Origin of the sequence: Neptuniibacter sp. 2_MG-2023, from assembly GCF_030547495.1 — a bacterium.
Lineage (GTDB): Bacteria > Pseudomonadota > Gammaproteobacteria > Pseudomonadales > Balneatricaceae > Neptuniibacter.
This window is the reverse complement of sequence record NZ_JAUOQC010000006.1, coordinates 33701-58631: the sequence shown is the minus strand read 5'-3', so window position 1 is coordinate 58631 and position 24931 is coordinate 33701. Positions and strand designations below refer to the sequence as shown.

Below are 24931 nucleotides of genomic sequence, written 5' to 3'. Positions count from 1 at the left end.
GATAGAGATCAATGTTTGATCCTAAACTAGCCATCGAGTGGCTGAATGCAAAACAAAAACTCTGTCTAAAGATGGAGTTGCCGCTGACTGAGTTGATCGTCGAGTTGTATGAATATGTCGACCAGTTCAGTGAGCACGATCTGCCAGGATTAGCTGATTTCTTAGCACTTTATGCTGAGTTGTTAGAATCCCTGCCGGAGGAGCATATTAAACAGGTAGGCCCTGTAATTCACCGTTTAGCGGAACAGTTGGATGGGGTCTTTGATGGTAACCCATCGACAGTGGCACAAGGTTTAGTGAGCTGTTTACGGGATGTTGCTTGGGCTGAACCTCTACCAGAAGAGGACAGTGGATTTTTGCTAGAGCTGCTGGAACTCGATTGTCGGCAGTTAAATAGTGTCGATGAGCTGGATCACTCGGAGCGTACCGATGCTGAGTTATCGGACGCATCTATCCCGCCATCGGTTGATCTAGACCTAGATATGACGCCGGATCAATTGGTTGAACAGCCGTCATCCGAGTCTTCCCTTGCACCTTCACCTGCGGTTGAAAGCGCTTTCCCTGGTCTTTTTGCTCTATTAACGGATATGGCTGCAGCGCTTCCTAACTTTAGTGAGGAACATACTGAGCAGTTTTATGAGCAGATCGATACCCATTCTGAGCATGATTGGTCAGGATTCTCCGATCTTCTGGCGCTTTATGGGGAGTTATTAGCCCAGTTAAGCGATACGGATTCAGCACCTTGTGCAACCGCGCTGAATCAAGCGATTTTAGGATTATTGTCACAGCCTACAGCTGACATGATTGCACCTATACTCGCCCTTATGACCGATCAGGATTGGCCTGAGCCCGTTGCTAGTGAAGATACTGAGTTTTTAAGTGAACTCTTAGAACAAGATTTAGAACGTTTGAACTCAGGCACCTTCGTTGCGAATGAGGTGGATGAGGACGAAAGTATTGAACCACTAGCGTTAATTAAAGAGGTGATTGAGCCGTTAGAATCTCAAGATTTAGATGGAGATATCGAATCAGATCTGCCATTAGAGGCCAGCCTGCCTTTACCTGAACCTCCTAGCTTTTGTTCGATTGATTTTACTCTTTTGCAGGAAGAAGGGCCGAAAATTGAGCCGGCAGTGGTTGAGATGCTCTCCCAATCAGTTACCTCTTTAGCTGAGCAATGGCAAGAGAACTCACTCAACCCCAAATTGCTCGATGAGTCCCGCGATCTGTTAGCTACGGTTATTCGTGCATTAGATACGATCAATCTTATTGGTGCGAAAGTGCTGGTGGAGGGATTAATACTTAACTTAGATTACTTGATTGAAAATACTATCCCGCTCACTGTTGAGTCGAGTGAATCTATACATGCGTGTTTGACCGGTCTACAAGAGTACTTTGTTGATATTAGTGTATATGAACGTCAACAAACCTTACTCGATCAATATGTTGATACCCAGTTACCTTGTCGACCTACAGTGGAGCAAGCTTCTTTTATCATGGGGCTTTTAGCTTTAGCCTCATTGCAAAGTAGTGGCGATATAGAGCAAGAAACAGCGGGTGTAGATGATATAGAGTTACAAGAATCAGAAGATATAGATCCTCAGCTCCTTGATATGCTTCATCATGAGCTTCCAACTTTATCGGATGACTTCTTAAATAATATACAGAAAACCTTTGCCGATTCAGATAAAGAGGCTCTACGCAGTGCCCAACGTGCCGTACATACCCTAAAAGGTTTGGCAAATATGGCGGGTATTAAAGGCGTGGCAAACTTAGCGCATCGGCTTGAAGATGTAATGGAGTACCTGACGGGGGCTGATCAGTTACCCTCAGGTTCCCTAAAAAATGATCTTTTTGAAGCGGCGGACTGTCTGGCTGCAATGTCAGAAAGTGTTATAGAGGGAACGGCTGTACCGGATAATGCTTTGCAGGTTTTACAGTTGATAATGGATTGGGATTATCGACTCAAAACAGAAGGCTTGCCGGCCCTAGAGCAAGACAGCTCATCCATCATTGAGGGTGCCTCTATTGTTGCTGAGCAAAGACTGACGGATCAACCTCAACCCTCTGACGATAAAGCCGCAAATGAAAATGCGCTAGATGAATCGCCAGTTTTCCGTGTTCCTCGATCTATTTTGGATAACCTGTTTCGTCTGGCGGGTGAATCCAGCACTTTGAATACACAGCTTGATGAAGAGGTTACTCAACTTCGAGGGTTTACACGAACTAACCGCGAGCGTCACCGTATATTACAGCGTGTACTTTTTGAACTTGAGCAGCAGTTTCAGGAGCAGATTAATACGCAATCGGAGCTTGATGAAAGCTCTGACGATTTTGATCCATTAGAGATGGATCGCTATAACGAAATCCATACCACCATCTCCCGTGTACAAGAGGCGGTTGCCGATGTACGTGAGATTCAACAAGAGATGGAGGGACGTATCCAGAGTTTGAGCTCGTTACATATAGCTCAATCAGGTCTGCAGAAAGAAACCCTCGATAATGTTTTAAGTACTCGATTAGTTCCCGTTAAAACGATTACCTCCCGTTTGCAGCGGATATTACGTCAGGCGTGCCGTGCAACCGATAAAAAAGCCAACCTTATAATCCAAGGTGAAGATACACTGGTTGATAGCTATATCTTGAACCAGTTAGCGGATCCATTACTACATATCATTCGTAATGCTGTTGATCACGGTATTGAAACCCCTCGTTTACGAGCCCAAAGAGGGAAGCCTGAAGAGGGTTGCGTTACGCTCACATTCTCACTCCAAGATGCCATGATTGATGTGAAGTGCAGGGATGATGGTGATGGGATTAATACGCAGCGCGTGTTAGCGGTTGCTGAAGAAAAAGAGCTGATTGAGGCGGGCTTAGAGCTCACCGATGATGAGATTAATCGTTTGATTTTGATCCCTGGTTTTTCTACCCGTGGAGAGATTAGTCAGTTGTCGGGCCGTGGTATTGGCATGGATGTGGTCTATCAGCAGATCCTACGTTTACAGGGCACCTTAGATATTTCTTCTCACAGCCGAGAAGGTACAGAGCTTCATTTAGCTATGCCTGCCAGCTCTTTGATGATCCGTACATTATTGGTTCGTTGCGGTAAGCAGGTTTTTGCCCTTGCTGGTCCTGGTATCGAGCAGAGCTTGATCTCACTAGATGGTAAATTTAATCATCAGGGTGATGAGCTTATGTTTCAGTATGGAGGGGATGATTATCCCGTTTATATGCTTGAGCATCTTCTTGATGAGCGCGGTTACAACTACCTAGAAGCTGAGGCTATTCATCCTGTTTTGATTGTGAATATGGCGCAAGGTGAACGGGTTGCTGTTTTAGTGAAAGAAGTTATCGCACATCGTGAACTCGCGTTTAAACAGATGAGTGATTACCTTCCAGATCTACCTGGTTTACCAGGATTAACGATCTTGGCAAATGGGCAGGCGGCTCCGATTGTCGATCTTCCAGGCCGTATTCGTTATAAACGCTCAGTGTTCAATGAACAGCCATTAATGGTTGAGATTGAGGCGGAGTTAGAGTTGCCAAGAATCTTAATAGTGGATGATTCTCTTAGTGCGCGTAAAACGATTGAGACACTATTGAAAGATACTGGTTATGAGGTTATGACCGCGATCGATGGCCTAGATGCATTGAACCAGATGCGTAAGCGTCAGCCGGATATGGTTATCACCGATATGGAGATGCCGAGAATGGGTGGGGTTGAGTTAGCAACAGTGATTCGAAATCGTAATGAAACTGCGCATATTCCGGTAATAATGATTACTTCTCGTTCTACTGAAAAGCATAGACAGGAAGCCGCTGAAGCTGGTGTCTCTGCATATTTAACAAAACCTTGGTCTGAAAACCAGTTACTGGATCAGATCGATGACCTATTGGCTGAAGTTTGTACCTGATAAGGGGATTGCTTTTATGAAGGGATTTCAATATTTAATATTGAGTTTGTTATTTATGAGCACAGTGGTTTCTGCTGAAATAACATCTGTTGAAGCACTTATTAACTCATCCTCAAATCAAAATAGACTTAGCCAAGAGATGCTCAAAAACTATATTTTAGTGGGTATGTCTGTACGTGCGAGAAAGGCTGAGCAGGATCTTAACGCAGCAATCGTTGAGTACGAGGCCGCAGAAAAAGAGATACTTAACTATGTTAATAAGCATGCTTCTGACCCATCGCTTTCTTACAATACAACAGATACGGTCGGTGACGCATTTAGGAAAGTGTCGGAACATTGGAACGTTGTAAAGCCGTTGTACGAACAAGAACCAACAAAGGAGAACGTTGAGAATGTACGTGCGCAAACGGAACTGCTTCTGAAAGAGTGGATGTTGGTCACTGCTGAGGTTAATGCTAAAACTGAGAGTGCATATGGAAACCTTATCAGTACAGCCGGGTTTGTGCGTATGTTATCTCAGCGGGTTAGTAGCCATTATGCATTACGTGCCTGGGGTTTTAACGACCGTTACTCTGAGCCCTTTATTGAGTCCTTACAGTTGTTTGAACAAAATAGGGATGCATTAGAGAGTAGTAAGTTAAACAGTGATCAGATAAAAAGTGAGCTAAATAAAATACAGAAAGACTTTAAGCGTTTTAAAGATCTCTCTGATATGGATGTGAATAAAGCGTTATTACCGCTAATTATGCGCTCTGCAGAAAAAATCACACAAAGTATGGATAAAGTAACAGCGATGTATCAGGGGCTAAGTGTTAGCCCCTAAGTTGGTTATCCACTTTGATGAATTAGATAGTTAAGACTAGTTTCCCTTTTACTTTACCTGTTCGGCTTTCATCAAAGGCTTGTCCTAGGTCTTCTAATGGGTAGGTGTTTGCTAACTTCAACTCCAGTTTTTTATCTACATATAAGCCTGCCAGTTTATCGAGTTGCTCGCTGTTAGGTTCGACACGTATAGGCTCCACCTTAACTCCAGCTGCGTTGCCAGCAGCGATTACTTCATCTTTGGTTACTGAAGGCAATGTAACTAAAGTACCGCCAGTTTTTACGCAAGCTAAGGCTTCAATACCCACGTCTCCGCCCATACAGTCAATTACCAGATCAACATTTTCTACATGGTCAGTAATCTTCTGCGTGTGATAATCGATGACTACATCAGCGCCAAGGGATTTCAGGAAATCGTGATTTGTACTTGAGGCGGTTGTAATGACTTTTGCGCCAGCCCAGTGGGCTAACTGAATGGCTAAATGACCTACACCCCCAGCACCGGCTAAGATGACAACTTGTTGTGATGCTTGTAGATTCCCTTTATCAAACAGAGCTTGCCAAGCCGTTAGGCCGGCTAAGCCTAAGCCCGCCGCAGCGTGAACAGGAAGTTCTGTAGGTCGTAAGCTGATTTGATCGGCAGGTGCTGCAATATATTCAGCAAAGCAGCCTGCGCGCTCAGGAAACCGAATAAACCCAAAAACGGCGTCACCTACAGAGAATGTTGTCACATCACTTGCGATTTTCTCAACTGTACCTGCAAACTCCCAACCAGGGACAAAAGGTAGATCGCCGATAAATGGCGCTGCACCGCCGCCGCCACAAGTTTTCCAATCAATCGGATTAACGCCCGCTGCTTGGTTTTTTATTAAAACTTCCCCAGAGTTAAGCTTGGGTTCTGCTAATTCTGTGTAGGATAAGGCTTCATTAGATCCAAATTGACTGATCTGTATTGCTTTCATTTACAACTCCAACGGCTGAATAAGTAACCCTTACCAAAAAGTAAGTTATATAACCTATACAGGGCAGCCGAGAACACTGTTTTTTGGTAGGCTAGCTATCTTTAGGGACTGATAAAATGATAACGAGTTCCTCTTTGATAGCAACAAGTAAAGGCGAGAGTAATGTATCTGGCAATAATAGAGCAGTTTTTGTTTTGGGGTGGGTTGTTGGTTTATCTTGTTTCTTTAGCAATGTATGCCGGTAGAACTAAAGATTACAAGTCACTGATCGAGTTTTGGAAGCCAACGATCAATATGACTAAGCGCGAATTTAATGTGAATCGTGTTGGTTTGACGATGATGGTTGTCGCAGTGGCCATCCGTATAATTAATTTTCTGATTTAATAAAGGCGATTATGAAAGGAAATCCTATTCGAGGTGCTGGGTATCTACTGCGAGGATTGCAGATGCTACCTGATCCACAAATTCGGCCCTTTGTGCTAGTTCCCCTTTTAACGAATATAGTGCTTTTTATTGGTGCGATTTGGCTATTATTTAGCCAGTTTGGTGGCTGGGTTGATAAAATGATTTCAGCTTTTCTACCCGACTGGGAGTGGCTATCGTTTCTACACTACCTTCTCTGGCCGGTAATGGCTGTATTAGTCTTTGTTATGGTTTACTACAGCTTTACTATAGTTGCGAACATCATTGCGGCTCCTTTTAATGGTTTCCTGTCTGAGAAGGTTGAGAAGCGTCTAAGAGGCGATGTGATTACTGATGAGGGATGGAAAGCGGTGGTTGCACTTATTCCGCGATCTATTGCGCGCGAGTTATCTAAACTGGCTTATTACCTGCCTCGGGTATTATTTTTGTTAGTGCTGTCGTTTATCCCTGTGATTAATATTATTGCGCCATTTTTGTGGTTGCTGTTTGGCGCTTGGATGATGGCGATTCAATACTGTGATTATCCAATGGATAACAATAAGGTCAGCTTTAAAAATATGAAGTTGATGCTGAAATCGGATCGACTTACATCGATTGGTTTTGGGGGGTTAATTCAGCTTGGGATGATGATCCCGATAGTAAACTTGATTTTGATGCCTGCCGCCGTTGTTGGGGCAACTATCTACTGGGTAGAAGCTCATGCGTCTGTTGAGATTGATCTTAATCAGAAAAAATTAGAGCGCTAAGGCATTACCAAACTACATCTAAGTGTTAACGCTTAGTTTGTAGTTTGGTTATCTTCAGCTGGGTCCTGCTTAAAACCAATCAGTTTTTGCTCTTCATAAGCGTTATCTTCAGGTTCTAAACGGGCAGTGATAATTTCTGTTGGGAAGTGACAGGTAAATGTGCTGCCTTTACCTACTTTACTCTTAATGGTGAGCTGGCCGTGGTGACGTGCTAAAACATGTTTTACGATAGCTAGCCCTAACCCTGTACCCCCACTCGCTGATGAACGGCTTTCATCGACTCGATAGAAGCGCTCGGTGAGACGTGGTAAATGGATAGATTCTATACCGGGGCCATTGTCTTTTACTGCGAAATGCCCCCCTTGTTTATCGACCCACCAGCTGATCTTAATGGTACCGCCTGCAGGCGTATAGCGTACGGCATTATAAATTAAATTAGAGAACGCACTATGTAGTTCTATCTCTTGGCCTGAAAGGTCATGTAATGGATCAATATCTAAGTTGAATTTATGACCTTTTTCAAGAGCAAGCTGTTCTGCTCCCTCCATAATATGTTGAATCACACTATGAATTTGGATCGGTTGCTCATCAGAGATCTGGTGGCTAGCCTCAAGTCTGGATAGTAGAAGCAGGTCAGAAACTAAGTTTTCCATACGACGAGCTTGTTGTTGCATTGAGCTTAAGCCACGAATGAGTGGCCTTGGTAACTCTTGGTCTAAGAAGGTTTCTAAATAACCGCGAATAACCGTTAAAGGGGTTCTAAGCTCATGGGAGGCGTTGGCGACAAAGTCCTGTCGGGTCTGTTCCAAGCGCATAATACGAGAGACATCACGGGCGACGAGTAAGCGGTCAGCCTCACCAAAGCGGGTGATCTGATATTGAATTTTTAGATCAGAATGTGCCGGTGAAGGTAGCGTAATTGGATCGCTGTATTGTCCGCGTTTGTAGTAACGTACAAAGCGGGGATCGCGAAGTAGATTCATAACAGGCTTGCCTTGGTCGGCTTGGTCATTCAAACCAAGTAGCCGGTTAGCGGATTTGTTCCACCACTCAAGGTTGTTGTTTTGATCGATAATTATAATGGCATCTTGCAGCGCTGAAGTAGAATCTTGAAAGCGTGCAATGATATTCCGCAGCAGTGTTTCTCTTGAACGTTGGCTACGTTGTAGGCGGGATAACTCATCAAATAACTCTCCCCAATGGCCTGTAGTTTCAGGGGGTTCAATCTGATCATCGTTTTTGTGGAACCAATCCATCAATTTATTAAATTGGCGGATTTGCAGTAGGGCCCAGCCGATAAGGCCCAAACAGATCGTCCAACTTGGATAGCCAATGATCAGCCCGACTATAAAAGAAGCACCACTCACTACCATTAGACTGGTCAACATTGAGTGGCGATTTTTTTGCATATTAAACCCTAATAAAAACGATGAAAAAAATGTTAGGCAACGTTAGCAGAAAACCTATAGCCTGTGCCGCGCACTGTTTGTACCAGATAATCATGTCGAGCGCCAAGGGCTTTACGTAGACGACGGATATGCACATCCACCGTACGCTCTTCGACATATACATTGCCTCCCCAAACCATATCTAACAGCTGGCTACGGGAGTATGCGCGATCTTGGTGTGTCATAAAAAATTGTAATAGACGAAACTCTGTAGGTCCTAGATCAATAGGATCTTGTTCTGAGGTTACGCGATGGGAGATAGGATCAAGTGTAAGGCCATCGACGCTTACCGGTTCTTCAATCCCTTTAGGTGTTGTACGACGAAGTACCGCTTTTAAACGCGCTACGAGTTCGCGAGGAGAGAATGGCTTAGTGATGTAATCATCTACACCCGCTTCCAGCCCTTTGATCTTGTAATCCTCATCACCTTTAGCGGTTAGCATAATAATAGGGATATCGGCAGTCGTTTCATCTTTGCGTAAACGGCGGGCGAACTCAATACCGCTAGTGCCGGGCATCATCCAATCCAATAAGACCATATCTGGTTTATCGTCTACGATCAGGCTGTGCGCCTCATTAGCGTTCTCCGCTTCTAAACAGTTGTATCCAGCCATTTCTAGTGCAACTGCGATCATTTCGCGAATGGGCGCCTCATCATCTACGATAAGTACGCTTTTAGAGTCAGACATGGTGTTATTGCCCTTTATATTTCAATTTATCGACGGGGCTATTAGAAGACAATACTGTTACACAAATATTACAAACTGCATTGAATTACTAAGTTATAGCTTAAAAAGATCCGATTGTGCTAAGAAATAATGGCTTGCTACGCCAATAAAAATCACTAAACCTGCATAATGATTATTTAAAAACGCTTTGAAGCATAGATCACGTTCGCGATTACGGATAAGGAACTGTTGATAAATAAAGAAGCCTGCGGCGCAGATTAAACCGAGATAGTAGGGCCAATCTAAGTGAATTTGTTGACCAACTAAGGCAAGAGTGATCAGTGTTGTTAGCTGGAGAATCCCTATAATTACTTTATCTGCATCGCCAAATAGTATGGCGGTTGATTTAACACCTATACGTAGATCATCATCTTTATCGACCATGGCATACATAGTGTCATAGGCGATAGTCCATAAAACATTGGCTATATAAATTAACCACGCATAAACAGGTACACTTTCAGTCACGGCGGTAAAAGCCATAGGAATAGCCCAAGAAAACGCAGCGCCCAAAACCACTTGGGGTAGGTGAGTGTAGCGCTTCATAAAAGGGTAGCAGACGGCTAATGCTAAACCACCTAAAGATAAAATAATGGTTTCTATATTGGTAAAGAGTACGAGTACAAATGCGGCCAACATTAGGATGGTAAAGAGAATTAAGGCTTCCTTTGAGCTAACTAGGCCGGAAGGGATAGGTCGCATGGCGGTACGTTTAACATGGCCATCTATCTTGCGATCTGCATAATCATTAATTACGCAGCCTGCTGAGCGGGTAAGAAAAACCCCAAGTGTGAAGATAATGAGGATGTCGTATGCTGGCATACCTTCTGCTGCCATCCATAGGGCCCAGTAAGCTGGCCACAGAAGGAGATAGCTGCCTATTGGTTTATTTATACGCATTAATTGCACAAATGCTCGCAGTTTAGCTGCGCTGAAAGGGGCGTTTTTTTGTGTTCCAGAGGCCATAAAGTTGTCTGCGATTTAATCCGTTAATTAGACGTGCGTTTACTAAAATACTAATTAGGTTTAGTTTACCTGTAGAAGTTGCGGCAGGAAAACCTCTGAAACCAAAAGAGGCTTTTTCGATAGAAAAAATACAGATCGGCGCGCCCATACTTTTTCAGTATTATTAAGGGATAAGCGACATATTTGTAAGCGTCCACGCCGCATAGTTGGATCGGTGAATAGCAAACTACCTAATGACCGGTTGCCTAATACTCGGAGTTGACGTTCTGCTCCGCTGAGCGTTTGTGCTGGAATAATTGATCGAGCGAAAACCCAAGGTTGGCCATTGCCGATGAGTTGAACCTCTCGAATGAGTGCAACCTGGCGATAATCCATTTTTAGCGCTTTGGCTTCTGAGCGCGTGGGTCTAAGCCAACCTTGCTGTACTACTTCAACTCGAAAGTCGCCTTTACTTAGTTTTATCAAACGTTGTGTCAAGGAGCCGTGGTCAGTAAACCAAGTGCGCAATTGTTGAGGTGCAACCTGTTGATAGGGGCGACGGAGCGTTTTCCAACGAGTATCAAAACTTTGTCGAGTAAGGGCAGCTTTTATGGGCACAGATCAGTTGTCCTGAGATTTCATCAAAACCAATATCTTAACATGTATGAGTATCTCCAGCCGATAGGCTGAGGTAGTATCCCTTTTTATGAATATACAAAAATTTTCTTTTCCTGCAGAAGAGGCCGCGACTTTAACTCAGCAGTGGGTTGAATCTATAGTTGTGGGCCTTAATTTATGTCCTTTTGCGGCCCCTGAGGTGCGTAAACGAGCAATCCGTTATTGTGTGTCACATGCGACTGAGTTGGATGTTGCAATCCAAGATTTTCTAAACGAATTACAGCATATTCAGAACTGTAAAGAATCGGAGCTATCCACCAGCTTAATCAGTTTTACTGAGACGGCCATCGATTTTTATAGTTTTCTTGATCTATTGGATATGTGCCAAGATGCTTTAGAAGATGCCGGTCTTGATGGTGTTTTTCAGTTGGCCAGTTTTCACCCTCAATATTGTTTTGCTGGCGTTGATGCCGATCATATTAGTAACTGGACCAATCGTGCGCCGTTCCCCACTATTCATATTATCCGTGAAGGGCAGATGAGTCGTGTCTTAATGCACTATAAAACGCCAGAGGAGATCCCTGAGCGGAATATAGCGCTAATGGAAACCTTGGGACGTGAAGGTCTTATTGAACGTTTTCCACCTCTGGAACAATACTTTGAGAAGTGACTATCGCGGGATAAACCTTTAGCTTTGGATTAAAGATAAGCGTGTTTTTAATCTAGGGGCTGCCCATTCAATAAAGTACCGACTCCTTGATGAAAGTAAGCGTGAGTGAGGGTAAACCAAATTCACTGGTACAGGATCGGGTTCAAAGCTCTCAAGTACCGGTGTTAGCTCTCCTGAAGCAATTCTCTGGTCGACTTGATAACTTAAAAACTGGCAATAGCCTAACCCTTGGGCGCAAGCATCTAGCGCTGTTTCAATATGATTCGTTTTAAAAGGGCCCGATACGCTTATTTTGTGTACTTTTCCGGTTTCTTTAAATGCCCACTCAGAGTGCGATTTTAGTCCTGTAAGCCGTATACATTGGTAATCGGATAGTTCAGTGGGGGCGCTAGGTATACCTGCTTTTTGAATGTATGCAGGGCTAGCGCAGACCTTATAACGGATATGACCTATCTGTTTAGCAATTAAAGTTGAATCGGGGAGTTGGCCTATGCGCAGGGCTATATCCATACCTTCTTCAATAAGATCTACAACACGATCGAGGAGTAGAAGCTCAACTTCGGTTTCAGGAAAGGTGGTTAAAAAGTCATTAATAATAGGTGCTAGGTGTAGACGCCCGAAGGTCATGGGGGCGGTAATACGTATTTTTCCACTCGGTTTTATTTGCCGTTGAGTCAGTGCATTTTCTGCGTCTTCCACCTCAAGGAGTATTTGTCGGCAGCGCTGACAGTAGTCACGTCCCTCTTCAGTGAGGGTCAGGCGTCTAGTGGTTCTATAAAGTAGTTGAACGCCTAAGGTATTTTCTAAAGCGGCAAGGGCTCTCACTACGGATGATTGTGACATCGATAGTTTATCCGCTGCGCCATTTAAACTACCGCTTTCAACAATTTTTACAAAAATAGCCATCGCTTTAAGTTTATTCATGTTTTTATATTAATGCGTAAATTGCATTAGTTAAAGTCATCTATTTATCTTTATTGCTATAAATGAATAAACAATAATGATGATAACCTAATAGAGTAAACGAGAGATCGATGGCCCACCGTTTTAGTGAGTTAACATTCACCCCCGCCGTAGAATCAATACAGCAGCATTTTGGCAGTTTTGAAAAGATGCAGCAGATGCGTGGGCGTATGCCGGACTTTGATCGTTTAAGAGAACGGGAGTGTGCCTTTATATCGCAGCGAGATAGTTTTTATATGGCAACGGTTTCTGAAAATGATTGGCCATATATTCAACATCGAGGCGGCCCTCTCGGTTTTTTACAGATCATTAACGATCGATGCTTAGCCTTTGCTAATTATCGAGGTAATTCTCAATATCAAACGCTTGGCAATAGCACGCATAACAATAAGGTGGCGTTGTTCTTAGTAGACTACGCTAATAAGCGCCGGTTAAAAATTTTAGGCCGAATGCGTATTTATTTTCTCGATGACCTATCCGAGCGGTTAAAGCCGGTTATGGACTATTGCAGTGAAAAGGAGCGTGTCGAATCGATCATCGAGATTGAGTTGGAAGCCTTTGATTGGAACTGTTCACAATATTTGACACCTCGTTTTAGTGAGGAACAGCTGCTAGAGCTCGGGGTAATAAAACAAGGAGATTTAACATGAAGCTTTATGATCTTGAGTTATCGGGTAACTGTTACAAAGCCCGTTTATTTGCTGCATTAGCGGGTATTAAACTAGAGTTAGTTCCCGTCGATTTTATGGCCGGTGAACATAAACAATCACCAGTGATTGACTTAAACCCATTAGGGGAGCTTCCTGTTTTAACTGATGGGGAGGTTGTGATAAGAGATTCCCAAGCTATTTTGGTTTATCTTGCTGGGAAATATGCTGATGAAAGTTGGTACCCTAAAACGCCTGCTGAGCAAGCTGAAGTTATACAGTGGCTGTCGACGGCGGCGAATGAGGTACAGAATGGCCCAGGTGCTGCACGGCTTGTGGATAAGTTTGGATTCGATCTGCATAAAGAAAGTGCATTAGCCGTTGCGGCTAAAATTTTACCTATTCTTGAAGCTCAGCTGACTGAGCATGAATGGTTAGCTTTAGATCGCCCAACAATTGCTGACTGTGCTGTGATGCCTTATGTAGGCTTATCCCATGAAGGGGGTGTTTCTTTAGAAAGTTATCCACATATTCGGGCATGGATCAACCGCATAAAAGCCTTACCTGGCTTTATTTCTATGCCGGAACTCTAGTATTAGGTGTTGAGGATAACTCTATTACGGCCCAGTTCTTTAGCTTTATAGAGTGCTCTATCTGCCTGTTCGATTAAGTCGTTCGGGCAGATATCTTCAGATGGTTTACAGCTCGCAATACCAATACTAACTGTCACAATCTTTTTGTCGCCAGCGTTTAGATGTTTGATCTGTAAGGCTTCAATATTTGCACGAACCTTTTCAGCAAGGATCTTCGCCCCTTCCAGAGTACTTTCTGGGAGTATGACGGCAAACTCTTCACCACCATATCTATAAACAGAATCTTCAGCCCGTTTAACCGTTTTTTTAATGGCCTGCGCAATGGTTCTTAAGCAGCCGTCGCCGGCTAAGTGCCCATATTGATCATTAAAGGATTTGAAATGGTCTACATCGAGCATAAGTAGTACTAAGTTACGTTTAGAACGTTGTGCCCTGCGCCATTCGGCGTCAATGCTACGGTCAAATTCGCGACGATTATTCACTTGAGTAAGACCATCTATGCGCGCAGAACGGGCCAGCTTATCTTGGGACTGCTTCATCTGCATTAGAATCTGTATGCGGGATTGTAAAACAGCGGCTGGGCGGGTCAGATACATGAAATCAGAAGCGCCAGCATTGTAAGCTTCTAGCTCACGCTGATCATCGTTCTCTTGATTGATAAATGCGACAGGGATAGATAATTCGTCTTGGTTACTTGTGACATCCCTGCATAGTGAAAACATGCTATCCCATTGATTTTCTGTACTTAACATCAATAATGCTGGGTGGTCTTTATGTAGTAGCTGTTTTAATTCTGAAAGGTTTGAGGGTAAAAGAATGTTGTAGTCGTTACGTAAAGAGGCGATCAAGGGCCAAATATTTTCTATATTATGGTCACAGTATATTGCGATGGTTTGCTGTAGAGGTTTCGTTTTAACTTCGCCACGAATCTCTAGTGTACTGATCTCTTCGCCTTTAAAGAACGCTTTCAAATCATCTGGGCTAGGCAAACCAAGGGAGGTTCGGCCATCTGAACTACAGATCACTGGAATTCTTAAGTTAAAGTTGCCATCTTCCCAACTTTTTTGCCATTGGGCTAAAAGGTTTTCTTGTGCTTCTTCTATTGTGACTTCTGCAGGCAACCCTGCTGCGATGAGACAGTCATAGATAACAGGTACATCAGCTATATCTAAACCGTCAATCCAGAGCGCGCGATAGAGTAAATGGCGTAATTTAATAGATTTTTCTAGGTCATGTTCTGCTGCTTGGATGACACAGAGGTTAGCAAAATGACTATCACTTCTTCTTTGCGGTAGAGCAACGTCTATATGAGGAACGCGACTGCGAACTACAAATACGTCGCTCGCTAATTCTGCTTGGTTTTCAGCGGTTTTATTGTAGATAGCAATATCGGGTGCATGCTCAACTAAACGCCAATCTACCTGGGGTAATAGGCCGAATTCATGTAACTGTTCATGCAAGGCATAACAGAAAGGACAGTTTAGATCAGCGTAGACAGTGTATTGCAGCATAAAGGTCCTAAATCCGAGAACAGCTAAGCATCTACACGTCTTTATAAACTTTGATGTTTAAGCTGATATATTACGTTGTGATCATTATATCGACCAATCGCTGTAGAACTTTGAGATTAACCAAAAAAAACAGCCCGAAGGCTGTTTTATCGTATCGTCTAGTGATGAAATAGACTTACTTATTCTTGCTCATCAGTATCTGGATTAACGGCACGTTTTATCTGCTTAAGGCTACCGTGACGAACATCGGTACCACTAACTAAGTAGATAAGGTGAGTTGCCATCGCTCGGGCATGTTCTGAGATACGTTCTAAGCTACGCAGTACCCAAATTACATTCATAACGCTAGAGATTGAGCGCGGATCTTCCATCATAAATGTTGCAAGAGAGCGCATCGCTGAGCGATATTCCTGATCGACAGATTTATCCATTTTCGCCACACGGTACGCTAGCTCAGTATCGTTGCGAGCAAATGCGGTTAATACATCTTTAACCATCTCACGGACTAAATTACCAATATGGCGAACCTCTTGGTAGCCGCGAGGAGAGCTGCCTTCTTCAACCAACTCAATGGCATGGCGGCAGATACGGCTAGCTTCATCGCCCATTCCTTCCAAGTCGGATACGGCTTTTGAGACAGCGATAATTAAACGCAAATCACTAGCAGCCGGTTGGCGACGAGCAATAATTGTTGTGCACTGCTCATCAATAAGGACTTCCATCTCGTTAGTTTGCTTATCAACTCGACGAGATTGTTCAGCTAATTCAGCATCGCCATTTAGTAGCGCATCGATACAATCGTGAACTTGACGCTCGACCACGCCGCCCATGGTAAGAAGCTGGGTACGAATCTGTTCCAGCTCTTCATTGAATTGCTGGGAGATATGCGTGGAATAATCTTCTGTTTTAAGTTCCATGTTATTTATCCTTTCCCCAATTAACCGTAGCGGCCAGTGATGTAGTCTTCAGTTTGTTTCTTTTCAGGGTTAGTGAAAAGCGTATCGGTTACACCAAATTCAATCAGATCACCCATATACATGAAAGCCGTGTAATCAGATACACGGGCTGCCTGCTGCATGTTGTGAGTTACGATCACGATGGTGAAATCTTTCTTCAGTTCGTGGATCAACTCTTCAATTTTCAGTGTAGATATTGGGTCTAACGCTGAAGCGGGCTCATCTAATAGCAATACTTCAGGTTTTACCGCAATGGTACGTGCAATAACGAGACGCTGTTGCTGACCACCGGACATACCCAATGCACTTTCATGTAGACGATCTTTTACTTCATCCCAAAGTGCCGCTGATTTAAGTGCCCATTCAACGGTTTCATCAATAATGCGTTTTTTGGTGACACCTTGAATACGAAGGCCGTAAGCTACATTTTCGTAAATCGATTTAGGGAATGGATTAGGTTTCTGGAAAACCATACCAACTCGGCGACGTAGTTCAGCAATTTCTACGCTACGATCATAGATGTTGTTTTCATCTAGAAGAATTTGGCCCGTGATACGACAGTCATCAACCAAATCATTCATGCGATTGAAACAGCGTAGCAAAGTTGATTTACCACACCCTGATGGCCCAATAAATGCGGTTACGCGGTTCTTTGGGATTTGCATATCAATACCATGTAAGGCTTCATTATCGCCGTAACATAATTTTAGATCTTTCACCTCAAGTGCAAGGGTTTCTTCCTCGAGGTTTAATACTTGGTTATCACGCTGTAAAGAAGAGATATCAATTGCGTGTGTTTTAGCTTCGCTAGTCATTTTAGCAACCTTTTAAAAAAATTAAGTCCGACTTCTAGTTACATTTCAAGCGCTTTGAATTTTTCACGCAGGTGATTTCGAATCTGAATTGCTGTCAAATTCAGCAATGCGATTACGATCACTAGCAGAAGCGCCGTTGCGTATACCAGCGGACGAGCCGCTTCAACGTTAGGGCTTTGGAAACCTACATCGTAGATATGGAAGCCCAAGTGCATAAATTTTTGATCTAAATGTAGATATGGGTAGTTCAAATCCAATGGTAGGCTTGGTGCAAGTTTGACCACACCAACCAACATTAATGGCGCTACCTCACCGGCCGCTCGCGCAATAGCCAGTATGACACCGGTCATTATGGCGGGGCTTGCCATTGGAATAACGATTTTCATTAATGTTTCGAATTTCGTTGCACCTAGAGCTAAAGAGCCTTCACGAACTGCGCGAGGGATACGTGTTAAGCCCTCTTCAGTCGCAACGATAACCACTGGAACTGTTAACAGTGCCAATGTAATAGAAGCCCACATAAGGCCCGGTGTTCCGAATGTCGGAGCCGGCTTTGCTTCAGGGAAGAAGGCGTCATCTATATGGCCACCTAAAAAGTAAACAAAGAAACCAAGACCAAATACACCGTAAACTATTGACGGTACACCCGCTAAGTTGTTTACCGCGATGCGGATAAGGCGTGTAACAAACCCTTGTCTTGCATATTCACGTAAGTATACAGCCGCAACCACACCAAAGGGTGTAACGATAACAGACATGATGAGAACCATCATTACTGTACCGAAGATTGCAGGGAAGATACCCCCTTCAGTGTTAGCTTCACGTGGATCTGTTGAGACGAACTCCCAAAGTTTTTGGAAGTAGTGCACAAGTTTGCCACCAAGGCCCATATCATTCGGCAGGAAAGCACGGACAATTGCTGCTATTTTTAATTCAACAACTTGTCCATTAGCGATCTCAGCGGTAATGCTGTCACGATTAATCGCTTTATATAGTGCGAGTAGTTCACTCTGAAGACTCTCGTATTTAGCATCTAACTCTAGACGGCGATCCGTAATTGCTTGATAGGGTGCAGTCTCTACGACCTCTTTTAGCTGCAATGAGCGTTCTTTCAAACGAAGACGTTCAAGCTCATAGTTGATTGAGCTAATTTCGCCCTTCTCAATATGATCAATCTTCTCTTGAATTGACGTCACCCGCTCAATACGGTTTTGTAAGGCATCCCATAAAATCTGGTATTCAGGGCTGCTTTCGTAACCGTCATGGCTAGCAACTAATTTCCCTTCTTCCTTAATGCCGCGAAGGTAACCGTAAAAATTACCCCATTCACGACGTTCTGCCGTAAATAACATTTCCGGTTTTTCTTTGTTTCCAAGAAAATCATCGATAATCCAAATGAAATCGGTACCACCGTGATCACGGTTACCTACTTTCATAAGGGAACGATGCATCTCTTCAACATTTTCAGCAACGGTTACACCGCTTCCTCGCAGTTGTTCTGCTGGAACGATTTCTGTTTGTACGCGTTCACCAATTAGACGAACACTGTGATCATTTTCGACATAGGTACCTTGAACTACATCGGCAGGCCAGAAATGTCCCAAACCACGAACGGCAATTAGGGAAAGTAACCCAATTACCATGATTAGACAGATCGCAACGGCACCGGCATTAAGCCATACCCAAGGTGCGCCGGATTTTGTCCATTCTGAAAAAGACTGTCGCATTAGAATTATCCTCTATTACGCACGGGTTAAAGTGAGCCGTATTTCTTACGCAAGCGCTGACGAACCAGCTCCGCTAGCGTATTCACCATAAAGGTGAATATGAACAATACGAACGCGGCTAAGAACAAGATACGGAAGTGGGTGCTACCTACTTCAGACTCTGGCATCTCAACAGCTATATTGGCTGCCAAGGTACGCATGCCTTCAAAGATATTCACATCCATGATCGGCGTATTACCTGTCGCCATTAATACGATCATTGTTTCACCGACTGCACGACCCATACCGATCATTACCGCAGAAAAAATACCTGGGCTTGCGGTCGGCATAACAACACGCACTAATGTTTGCCATGGGGTTGCACCTAGAGCTAATGAGCCATAGGACAAGTGTTTTGGCACAGCAAATATCGCATCCTCTGTAATTGAGAAGATGGTTGGGATAATTGCAAAGCCCATGGCCACACCCACAACAAGCGCGTTACGTTGGTCGTAAGGAATACCTAACTCACTGGTTACCCAGTAACGCATCTCCGTACCGAATAGCATCTGCTCTAAATATGGCGCTATAGCAAAGCTAAAGTAGGTTGCTAAGATAATAACGGGTACTAATAGAGCGGCATCCCAGCCATCAGGTATAAGGTACCTAATTGATTTTGGTGCCCCAGACCAAGCATAAGCGAAGGCGATAATCGCCGCGGGCAGAACAAGGAGTGTGACAAATATTCCGGCGAGGTTGACCTCCATAAAAGGCGCTAACCATAAGCCTGCTAAGAAACCTAAGATAACAGTTGGTAAAGCCTCCATTAACTCAATGAAAGGTTTTACCTTGCGGCGCATCGCTGGAACCATGAAATAAGCGGTATAAATAGCCCCGCAAATCGCGAGCGGTGTGCCAAATAGCATGGCATAGAATGCCGCTTTAAGAGTACCAAAAGCTAGAGGCATCAAGCTGTATTTAGGTTCAAAGTCATTTGTAGAAGCAGAGGACTGCCAAGTGTACTCAGGCTCTTCATAGCCTTCGTACCAAACTTTTTCCCAAATAGCGCTCCATGAAATTTCAGGATGCTCGTTATGAATCGCCCATAAGGTTAGCTGATTATTCTGTTCTACTAGCAGTGCGTTAGAACGCGGCGCTAGTGCAATCATATCGGCATTGCCTTCAGTGATTGCTGCACTTAATGAGGTACGATGTGCCGTTGTGCTGTAGAACGACAGTTGTCCCTGTTCAGAGATAGTGACAAAACCTTTACGGCGGTGTTCAATCGAGATTGAGCTCACCGCAGTATTACCATTTTCGAAACTACGAACCTTAGTCATCACCCATTGGTTTTTATCATTACGTACTAAAAACCACTGGCTGGTTACACCTAGATCATCAGAGATAAGCAGTGAGTTACCCCCTAGTAGCATTTCGAATGAAGTAATATTGCCGGTAGTCGCGTCAATAAGCTGAGTAATAGCGGGGCCGCCTTCAGCCTTCATATTAACAATACCCAGCTTGCCCCCATCACTTGCGATCATCATCCAGCTGCGATCAGGCATTAATAAAAGCTTTTTCGCTGAGATGTTCATGTTAGGTAGCGCAAAGGAGTTGGTTTCTGCAGACACTTCATCGGTGATGATATTGAGTGAAAGTGTCACTTCTGTAGCTGTCAGCTTAGATTTCTGACCACCAACGATTGTCCATTCGTCTTCACCACCATTTAAGGCGAGAACGTCCACCGGACCTTCACTTATAGTGATTGGCTCAGCGCCAAGAGGGTAAACGACCTCAGGCGTAATGACACGAATATCATTAGGGTAGGTGGATTTGTAGGACTGCTTAAATACTAGCGCTTCACCGTTGCTGAAACCTAAGGCAAAAATACCACTGTATTCTGACGCAATAGCAAAGCTAGTAACGGTTGCACCGGCAGGAACATTAATAGTCTCCTGCTTGATTACATCACCGTTAAGCGTATTGAAGAAAACAAGTTGGCCTAGATCTGTGATCCGTAAACCTATTTCCGCTTGCTCTTCCATCGTAAGGTAAAGCGTCTTACCTTCGCCTGGGACTGAATAGGGAGCAACCTGTTGATTATTCTCCTGCCACCTTTCTATATCTGCTGATTCAAATAGAGGCGCTACTTCATAGAGTAGATAGAAGAAGATCAACAGAATGGCTACGATTACACTGATTCCACCGAAGGCTATGCCTGCCGCTGCAAACTTATCTTTCAGTGCGCGTATGCTTCTGTTTCGCTTAGCGGATGGGGTATTAAAATCCAACTCGGCTGAAGCTATATTGTCTTTACTCATGGCGCGTTGGTCCTGAGGTTAACTGAATTTACGGCGCGTACAATATTAAAAGTTTGTTACACCAATGTTACAGAGGGTGCTTTAAGCGAAATAAGGGGGCCTAAAGGCCCCCTTATTGATGTCAAACATGTTCGAGGCGTATTACATGCCTAGAGCAGCCATCTGTTTTTTAACTACAGCAGAAGGTAGAGGAATGTAGCCATCTTTAACTACAACTTCTTGACCTACTTTAGACATAACCATTTTCAGGAACTCTTTCTCTAGTGGTGCTAGAGGCTGACCTGGCTTTTTGTTCACGTATACGTAAAGTGAACGAGCAAGAGGGTATGTGCCGTTAAGTGCGTTTTCTGGTGAAGCTTCAACAAACGCAGTGCCTTCTTTCTTAGTCAAAGGAAGCGCACGAACAGAGGCAGTCTTGTAGCCGATACCGGAGTAACCGATGCTGTTCAAAGAAGTAGATACAGACTGAACTACAGAAGCAGAACCTGGCTGTTCGTTAACGTTGTTTTTGAAATCGCCTTTACAAAGCGCTTTCTTCTTGAAGTAACCGTAAGTACCAGATACAGAGTTACGACCGAAGATCTGAACCGTTTTATCAGCTAAAGAACCTGTTACGCCTGCATCGCCCCAAGTAGCAATATCGTTTGCAGCGCCACACTTACGAGTAGATGAGAAGATCGCATCTACTTGAGCAATCGTTAGGCCTTTAACAGGGTTATCTTTATGAGCGAATACCGCTAAGGCATCGATAGCAACGGCTACAGGTGTTGGCTTATAGCCGTATTTCTTTTCAAATGCTTCTAGCTCTTTGTCTTTCATTTTACGAGACATAGGGCCAATGTTAGATGTGCCTTCAGTTAGTGCTGGTGGAGCAGTAGAAGAACCCGCAGCCTGAATCTGAATGTTAACGTTAGGGTAGTTACGTTTGAACTCTTCAGCCCACAACGTCATAAGGTTAGCTAGTGTGTCAGAACCTACAGATGAAAGGTTACCAGAAACACCAGAAGCCTTAGTGTAAACGGGTAGGTTTTTATCTAGAAGGTCAGATGCATTTGCAGCTACGCAAGTTGCAGAGATAGCAACAGCAGCAAATAACTTTTTCATAGGTTTCATGTAAAGCTCCAGAGAGTCTTAATATTTTTGTGAAAGTTAATATGAGGAGAACTATAGGCAGCTTTAATGACAAATATGTGACAGCGCAAAACATTTTTTAAAAAGTGAACGTTTTTTCAATATGGGGTTTGAATGATTAATACTTTTGTATAATCTTCGACTAATATTGATAAATAGCCTAGCGAGCTTTGTAAGCTTGATGGCATACGCTACCAAGTGAAGTTGGTTAAATAGCGTTAGTACGCTCCTGTCGAGGTGACTTAATAATGATAATAAATGATGATGAAAGCCTACAACCAGAAGGTGAGCTGAGTTTGCAGCTACCGGCGGCTTGTGATGCCACAAATATGTTTGGTGACGTTTATGGAGGTTGGGTGTCTGCGAAGATGGTACAAGCATCAGAGATATTCTCTGCTCGTTTATCTAAAGGACGAATCTCTACTGTATCTATTGGCCAGATGGCATTTATGTCCCCGGTTCGTGTGGGAACCATTATGTCGTTCTATACTCAATTGGTAGAGACAGGTCATACTTCTATGCGTATCAAAGTAGAAGCTTGGGGCTGCTGCCCTGATGGTACGGAGTTGCGTAAAGTGACCGAGGCTGAATGTGTGCAGGTTGCGATTGACGGTCATGGTCATATTCGTGGTTTGGATGCCTTCTAATCTGGTTGATAGCGCAGCGTTACGAGTTTGTTGGATCAAGTATTAACCAAAAAACCAATAACCGACACTAATCGCGGCAATAATACCGGCTAAATCAGCCGTTAACCCGCAGGCTATTGCATGGCGGGTATGGCGTATTCCTACTGAACCAAAGTAAACGGCCAGTACATAGAAGGTTGTTTCGGTTGAACCTTGAATGATTGAGGCGAGATAAGCGGGAAATGAATCTACGCCATGGGTGTTCATTGTTTCCAGCATCATCGCCCGAGCACCGGAGCCGGATAATGGTTTCATGATTGCGGTTGGGAGGGCGTCAGCAAAGCGCGTATCGAACCCTAAAGCACCTAAACCTTCACGCAGAAGCCAGATAAACCCCTCTAAAGCTCCACTCTCCCTCAGTACGCCTATAGCCACCAGCATCGCAAGTAGATAGGGGATGATCTTAATCGCTACCTCAAACCCCTCTTTGGCACCCTCAATAAATGTCTCATAGACGTTGACCTTCTTTATATGCGAAATCAATAGAAAGCCGATAACGGCGGTGAAAATTGTAAAGTTCCCAACAAGGGAGGATTGGCGCTGTAATTGATCCACCGTAAGGGTGGAGAAGTAACCGATAAAGGCAAGTAGAAAAGCGATGAATCCACCGATGTAGAGCAGTGTTACACGTTCCCATAACGGTATTTTCTGTACAAAGCTTACCGCCAGTAATCCTGCTAATGTAGAGCAACATGTAGCAATTAGAATAGGGATAAAAACAGAGGTTGGGTCACTAGCACCTTGTTGAGCTCGGTAAAGAAAGACGGTAATTGGGAAGAGGGTAACTGAAGACGTATTTAGGACTAAAAATAGAATTTGTGCATTACTGGCTGTATCTTTTTGCGGATTTAGCGTCTGTAAATCACGCATCGCTTTAAGTCCTAAGGGGGTTGCAGCGTTGTCGAGCCCAAGAATATTAGCAGAGAGGTTCATAGTCATAGAGCCTAAGGCTGGATGGCCTTTAGGAACGTCTGGCATTAAGCGAGTAAATAAGGGACTTATTCCGCGGGCAAACTTATCCACAAGCCCAGAGCTTTCGGCTAACTTCATCATCCCTAGCCAAAAAGCTAACGTGCCGATTAGGCCAATAGACAGCTCTACGGACAGCTTCGACATATCAAATGTAGATTGAACAAGGCGTTGAAATACACCGGAATCATCTAGCCAAAGCCACTGATACAAAGCGGCACTAAAGGCGATAAGAAAAAAGCTGAGCCATATGCGTTGTAGCATTAGATTCCCTGCTAATAGTCGGGGTCAACGGTCGATTTGAGTATAACGAAACGCGACATAAATGATATGGGCCAGGTTTCTATTTAGCAAAACAGCGGATGATTAGATAAGCGATGTTACCGCGCTATATATCCATTCTGTTTTGAAGATGTTCAAACTGCTGTTCAATTGTATCTAGGTTTGTTTGCATATAGTCCATAAAGGCTTTCATGGCTGGGGTCGGATATTTTGATTCTGGGTAAACTACAGACCAAGAACGATTTAATGGGAAACCGGTCAATGAGATAGCGTGAAGATTTTTAAGTCTCAGTTCCGCTAGCAAGCTGAGCTTAGGCAGAACCGCGACCCCTAAACCTGCGATAACCGCATGTTTAATGGCTGCATTTGAGCCCAATTCCATCACTCCCTTCAGTTTTAACCCGTTTTTGAAACAATGATTTTCCAAGGCTAAGCGAGAACCTGAGCCCGCTTCACGTAGTAGTAGCTGACTATTAAGAAACTGCTGCGGAGAAATGTTTTTTTGCGTTATAAATGGATGATTTGCAGGTACAACTGGAACTAGCTCATTGTTTAAAAAAGGTAAAACTTTCAGTGGCCGGTTTTCCGGTACAAGGCCCATAATTGTTAAATCATCTCTATTTTCTTCCATACGTTGTAAGGCTGTGGCGCGGTTAACAACGGAAACGGTGATATGAACATTAGGATGTAAAATTGAAAAATCTTTGATCAGATAAGGCACTACATATTGTGCAGTACTAACCGCCACGAGTCGGAGATCGCCTGCTACTTTACCTTGTTGTTCACTCAGATCGATCTGTAGTTTTTCGAGTTCTCTAAAAATAGACTCAGTGTGTACCGCCAGCGCTTCCCCAGCGCCGGTAATGTATAAGCGCCTACCAACATATTCAAATAAAGGTGAGCCAAGGGCCTGCTCTAATTGCCGGATTTGTCCACTCACAGCAGGTTGGGTTAAGCCTAATTTCTCACCGGCTTTACTGTAATTTAGTGAAGAATAAACCGCATGAAATACCTGAAGTTGTCGGAATGTTAAGCGATTAGCGATGCGAGGTACTGTGTATTGCATAAGCTATAT

General features: G+C 43.8%; 22 protein-coding genes. 8 read left to right on the top strand and 14 right to left on the bottom strand.

The window, feature by feature from the left end; translation table 11 throughout:
* The first annotated feature begins 11 nt into the window (after positions 1 to 11).
* Complete coding sequence (locus tag Q4486_RS07590) at positions 12 to 3914, top strand: response regulator (protein WP_303518957.1); 3903 nt, start codon at positions 12 to 14, stop codon at positions 3912 to 3914.
* Positions 3886 to 4737: a hypothetical protein gene (locus tag Q4486_RS07585; protein ID WP_303417467.1), complete on the top strand. Its 852-nt coding sequence runs from the start codon at positions 3886 to 3888 to the stop codon at positions 4735 to 4737. The genes Q4486_RS07590 and Q4486_RS07585 overlap by 29 nt, the downstream gene beginning before the upstream one ends.
* 22 nt (positions 4738 to 4759) lie before the next feature.
* On the opposite strand, the gene Q4486_RS07580 is transcribed toward Q4486_RS07585, so the two are convergent.
* Positions 4760 to 5698 carry an NADP-dependent oxidoreductase gene (locus Q4486_RS07580; protein ID WP_303518955.1) on the bottom strand — a complete coding sequence of 313 codons (939 nt, stop codon included), beginning with the start codon at positions 5696 to 5698 and terminating at the stop codon, positions 4760 to 4762.
* Between the two features lie 162 nt (positions 5699 to 5860).
* Between Q4486_RS07580 and Q4486_RS07575 the strand changes: the two genes are divergently transcribed.
* Entirely contained in the window at positions 5861 to 6082 is a 222-nt protein-coding gene (locus Q4486_RS07575) for a hypothetical protein (RefSeq protein ID WP_303518953.1), read from the top strand.
* 11 nt (positions 6083 to 6093) lie between these two features.
* A complete protein-coding gene (cysZ, locus tag Q4486_RS07570; protein WP_303417473.1) occupies positions 6094 to 6867 on the top strand; it encodes a sulfate transporter CysZ in 774 nt (257 codons plus the stop codon).
* A gap of 32 nt (positions 6868 to 6899) precedes the next feature.
* On the opposite strand, the gene phoR is transcribed toward cysZ, so the two are convergent.
* The 4 genes from phoR to Q4486_RS07550 all read right to left on the bottom strand — a co-directional run bounded on the left by phoR (position 6900) and on the right by Q4486_RS07550 (position 10606).
* Positions 6900 to 8276, bottom strand: a complete 1377-nt coding sequence (phoR, locus tag Q4486_RS07565; protein WP_303518951.1) for a phosphate regulon sensor histidine kinase PhoR — start codon at positions 8274 to 8276, stop codon at positions 6900 to 6902.
* A gap of 32 nt (positions 8277 to 8308) precedes the next feature.
* Positions 8309 to 9004, bottom strand: a complete 696-nt coding sequence (phoB, locus tag Q4486_RS07560; protein WP_303417477.1) for a phosphate regulon transcriptional regulator PhoB — start codon at positions 9002 to 9004, stop codon at positions 8309 to 8311.
* A gap of 93 nt (positions 9005 to 9097) precedes the next feature.
* A complete protein-coding gene (gene ubiA, locus Q4486_RS07555) occupies positions 9098 to 10009 on the bottom strand; it encodes a 4-hydroxybenzoate octaprenyltransferase (protein WP_303518949.1) in 912 nt (303 codons plus the stop codon).
* 60 nt (positions 10010 to 10069) lie between these two features.
* Positions 10070 to 10606: a chorismate lyase gene (locus Q4486_RS07550; RefSeq protein WP_303417481.1), complete on the bottom strand. Its 537-nt coding sequence runs from the start codon at positions 10604 to 10606 to the stop codon at positions 10070 to 10072.
* Between the two features lie 88 nt (positions 10607 to 10694).
* On the opposite strand from Q4486_RS07550, the gene Q4486_RS07545 reads away from it, so the two are divergent.
* Positions 10695 to 11276 (top strand): DUF1415 domain-containing protein, encoded by a 582-nt coding sequence (locus tag Q4486_RS07545; protein ID WP_303417483.1) that lies wholly within the window; start codon positions 10695 to 10697, stop codon positions 11274 to 11276.
* An 18-nt stretch (positions 11277 to 11294) separates the two neighbouring features.
* On the opposite strand, the gene Q4486_RS07540 is transcribed toward Q4486_RS07545, so the two are convergent.
* Complete coding sequence (locus tag Q4486_RS07540) at positions 11295 to 12200, bottom strand: LysR family transcriptional regulator (protein ID WP_303417485.1); 906 nt, start codon at positions 12198 to 12200, stop codon at positions 11295 to 11297.
* A 110-nt stretch (positions 12201 to 12310) separates the two neighbouring features.
* Between Q4486_RS07540 and Q4486_RS07535 the strand changes: the two genes are divergently transcribed.
* Positions 12311 to 12889 carry a pyridoxamine 5'-phosphate oxidase family protein gene (locus tag Q4486_RS07535; RefSeq protein WP_303417488.1) on the top strand — a complete coding sequence of 193 codons (579 nt, stop codon included), beginning with the start codon at positions 12311 to 12313 and terminating at the stop codon, positions 12887 to 12889.
* On the top strand, positions 12886 to 13479 hold the full coding sequence (locus Q4486_RS07530; RefSeq protein ID WP_303417490.1) for a glutathione S-transferase family protein: 594 nt from the start codon (positions 12886 to 12888) through the stop codon (positions 13477 to 13479). Before Q4486_RS07535 ends, Q4486_RS07530 begins: the two co-directional genes overlap by 4 nt.
* 2 nt (positions 13480 to 13481) lie before the next feature.
* Here Q4486_RS07530 and Q4486_RS07525 read toward each other — a convergent pair whose 3' ends face one another.
* The 6 genes from Q4486_RS07525 to Q4486_RS07500 form a co-directional block, all read right to left on the bottom strand.
* Entirely contained in the window at positions 13482 to 14990 is a 1509-nt protein-coding gene (locus tag Q4486_RS07525) for a diguanylate cyclase (protein WP_303518946.1), read from the bottom strand.
* 179 nt (positions 14991 to 15169) lie between these two features.
* Positions 15170 to 15907, bottom strand: coding sequence for a phosphate signaling complex protein PhoU (gene phoU, locus Q4486_RS07520; protein WP_303417493.1), 738 nt, complete (start codon positions 15905 to 15907; stop codon positions 15170 to 15172).
* A 20-nt stretch (positions 15908 to 15927) separates the two neighbouring features.
* Positions 15928 to 16761, bottom strand: coding sequence for a phosphate ABC transporter ATP-binding protein PstB (gene pstB / locus Q4486_RS07515; protein WP_303417494.1), 834 nt, complete (start codon positions 16759 to 16761; stop codon positions 15928 to 15930).
* A gap of 38 nt (positions 16762 to 16799) precedes the next feature.
* Positions 16800 to 18488, bottom strand: coding sequence for a phosphate ABC transporter permease PstA (gene pstA, locus Q4486_RS07510; RefSeq protein ID WP_303518944.1), 1689 nt, complete (start codon positions 18486 to 18488; stop codon positions 16800 to 16802).
* A 26-nt stretch (positions 18489 to 18514) separates the two neighbouring features.
* Positions 18515 to 20788, bottom strand: coding sequence for an ABC transporter permease subunit (locus Q4486_RS07505; protein WP_303518942.1), 2274 nt, complete (start codon positions 20786 to 20788; stop codon positions 18515 to 18517).
* A 141-nt stretch (positions 20789 to 20929) separates the two neighbouring features.
* Positions 20930 to 21901: a PstS family phosphate ABC transporter substrate-binding protein gene (locus Q4486_RS07500; RefSeq protein WP_303417497.1), complete on the bottom strand. Its 972-nt coding sequence runs from the start codon at positions 21899 to 21901 to the stop codon at positions 20930 to 20932.
* Between the two features lie 266 nt (positions 21902 to 22167).
* Between Q4486_RS07500 and Q4486_RS07495 the strand changes: the two genes are divergently transcribed.
* Positions 22168 to 22566: an acyl-CoA thioesterase gene (locus Q4486_RS07495; RefSeq protein ID WP_303417499.1), complete on the top strand. Its 399-nt coding sequence runs from the start codon at positions 22168 to 22170 to the stop codon at positions 22564 to 22566.
* A gap of 42 nt (positions 22567 to 22608) precedes the next feature.
* On the opposite strand, the gene Q4486_RS07490 is transcribed toward Q4486_RS07495, so the two are convergent.
* Together Q4486_RS07490 and Q4486_RS07485 are read right to left on the bottom strand one after the other, a co-directional pair.
* A complete protein-coding gene (locus Q4486_RS07490) occupies positions 22609 to 23838 on the bottom strand; it encodes a nucleoside recognition domain-containing protein (RefSeq protein WP_303518941.1) in 1230 nt (409 codons plus the stop codon).
* 124 nt (positions 23839 to 23962) lie between these two features.
* A complete protein-coding gene (locus tag Q4486_RS07485; protein ID WP_303417504.1) occupies positions 23963 to 24922 on the bottom strand; it encodes a LysR family transcriptional regulator in 960 nt (319 codons plus the stop codon).
* Positions 24923 to 24931 lie beyond the last annotated feature (9 nt).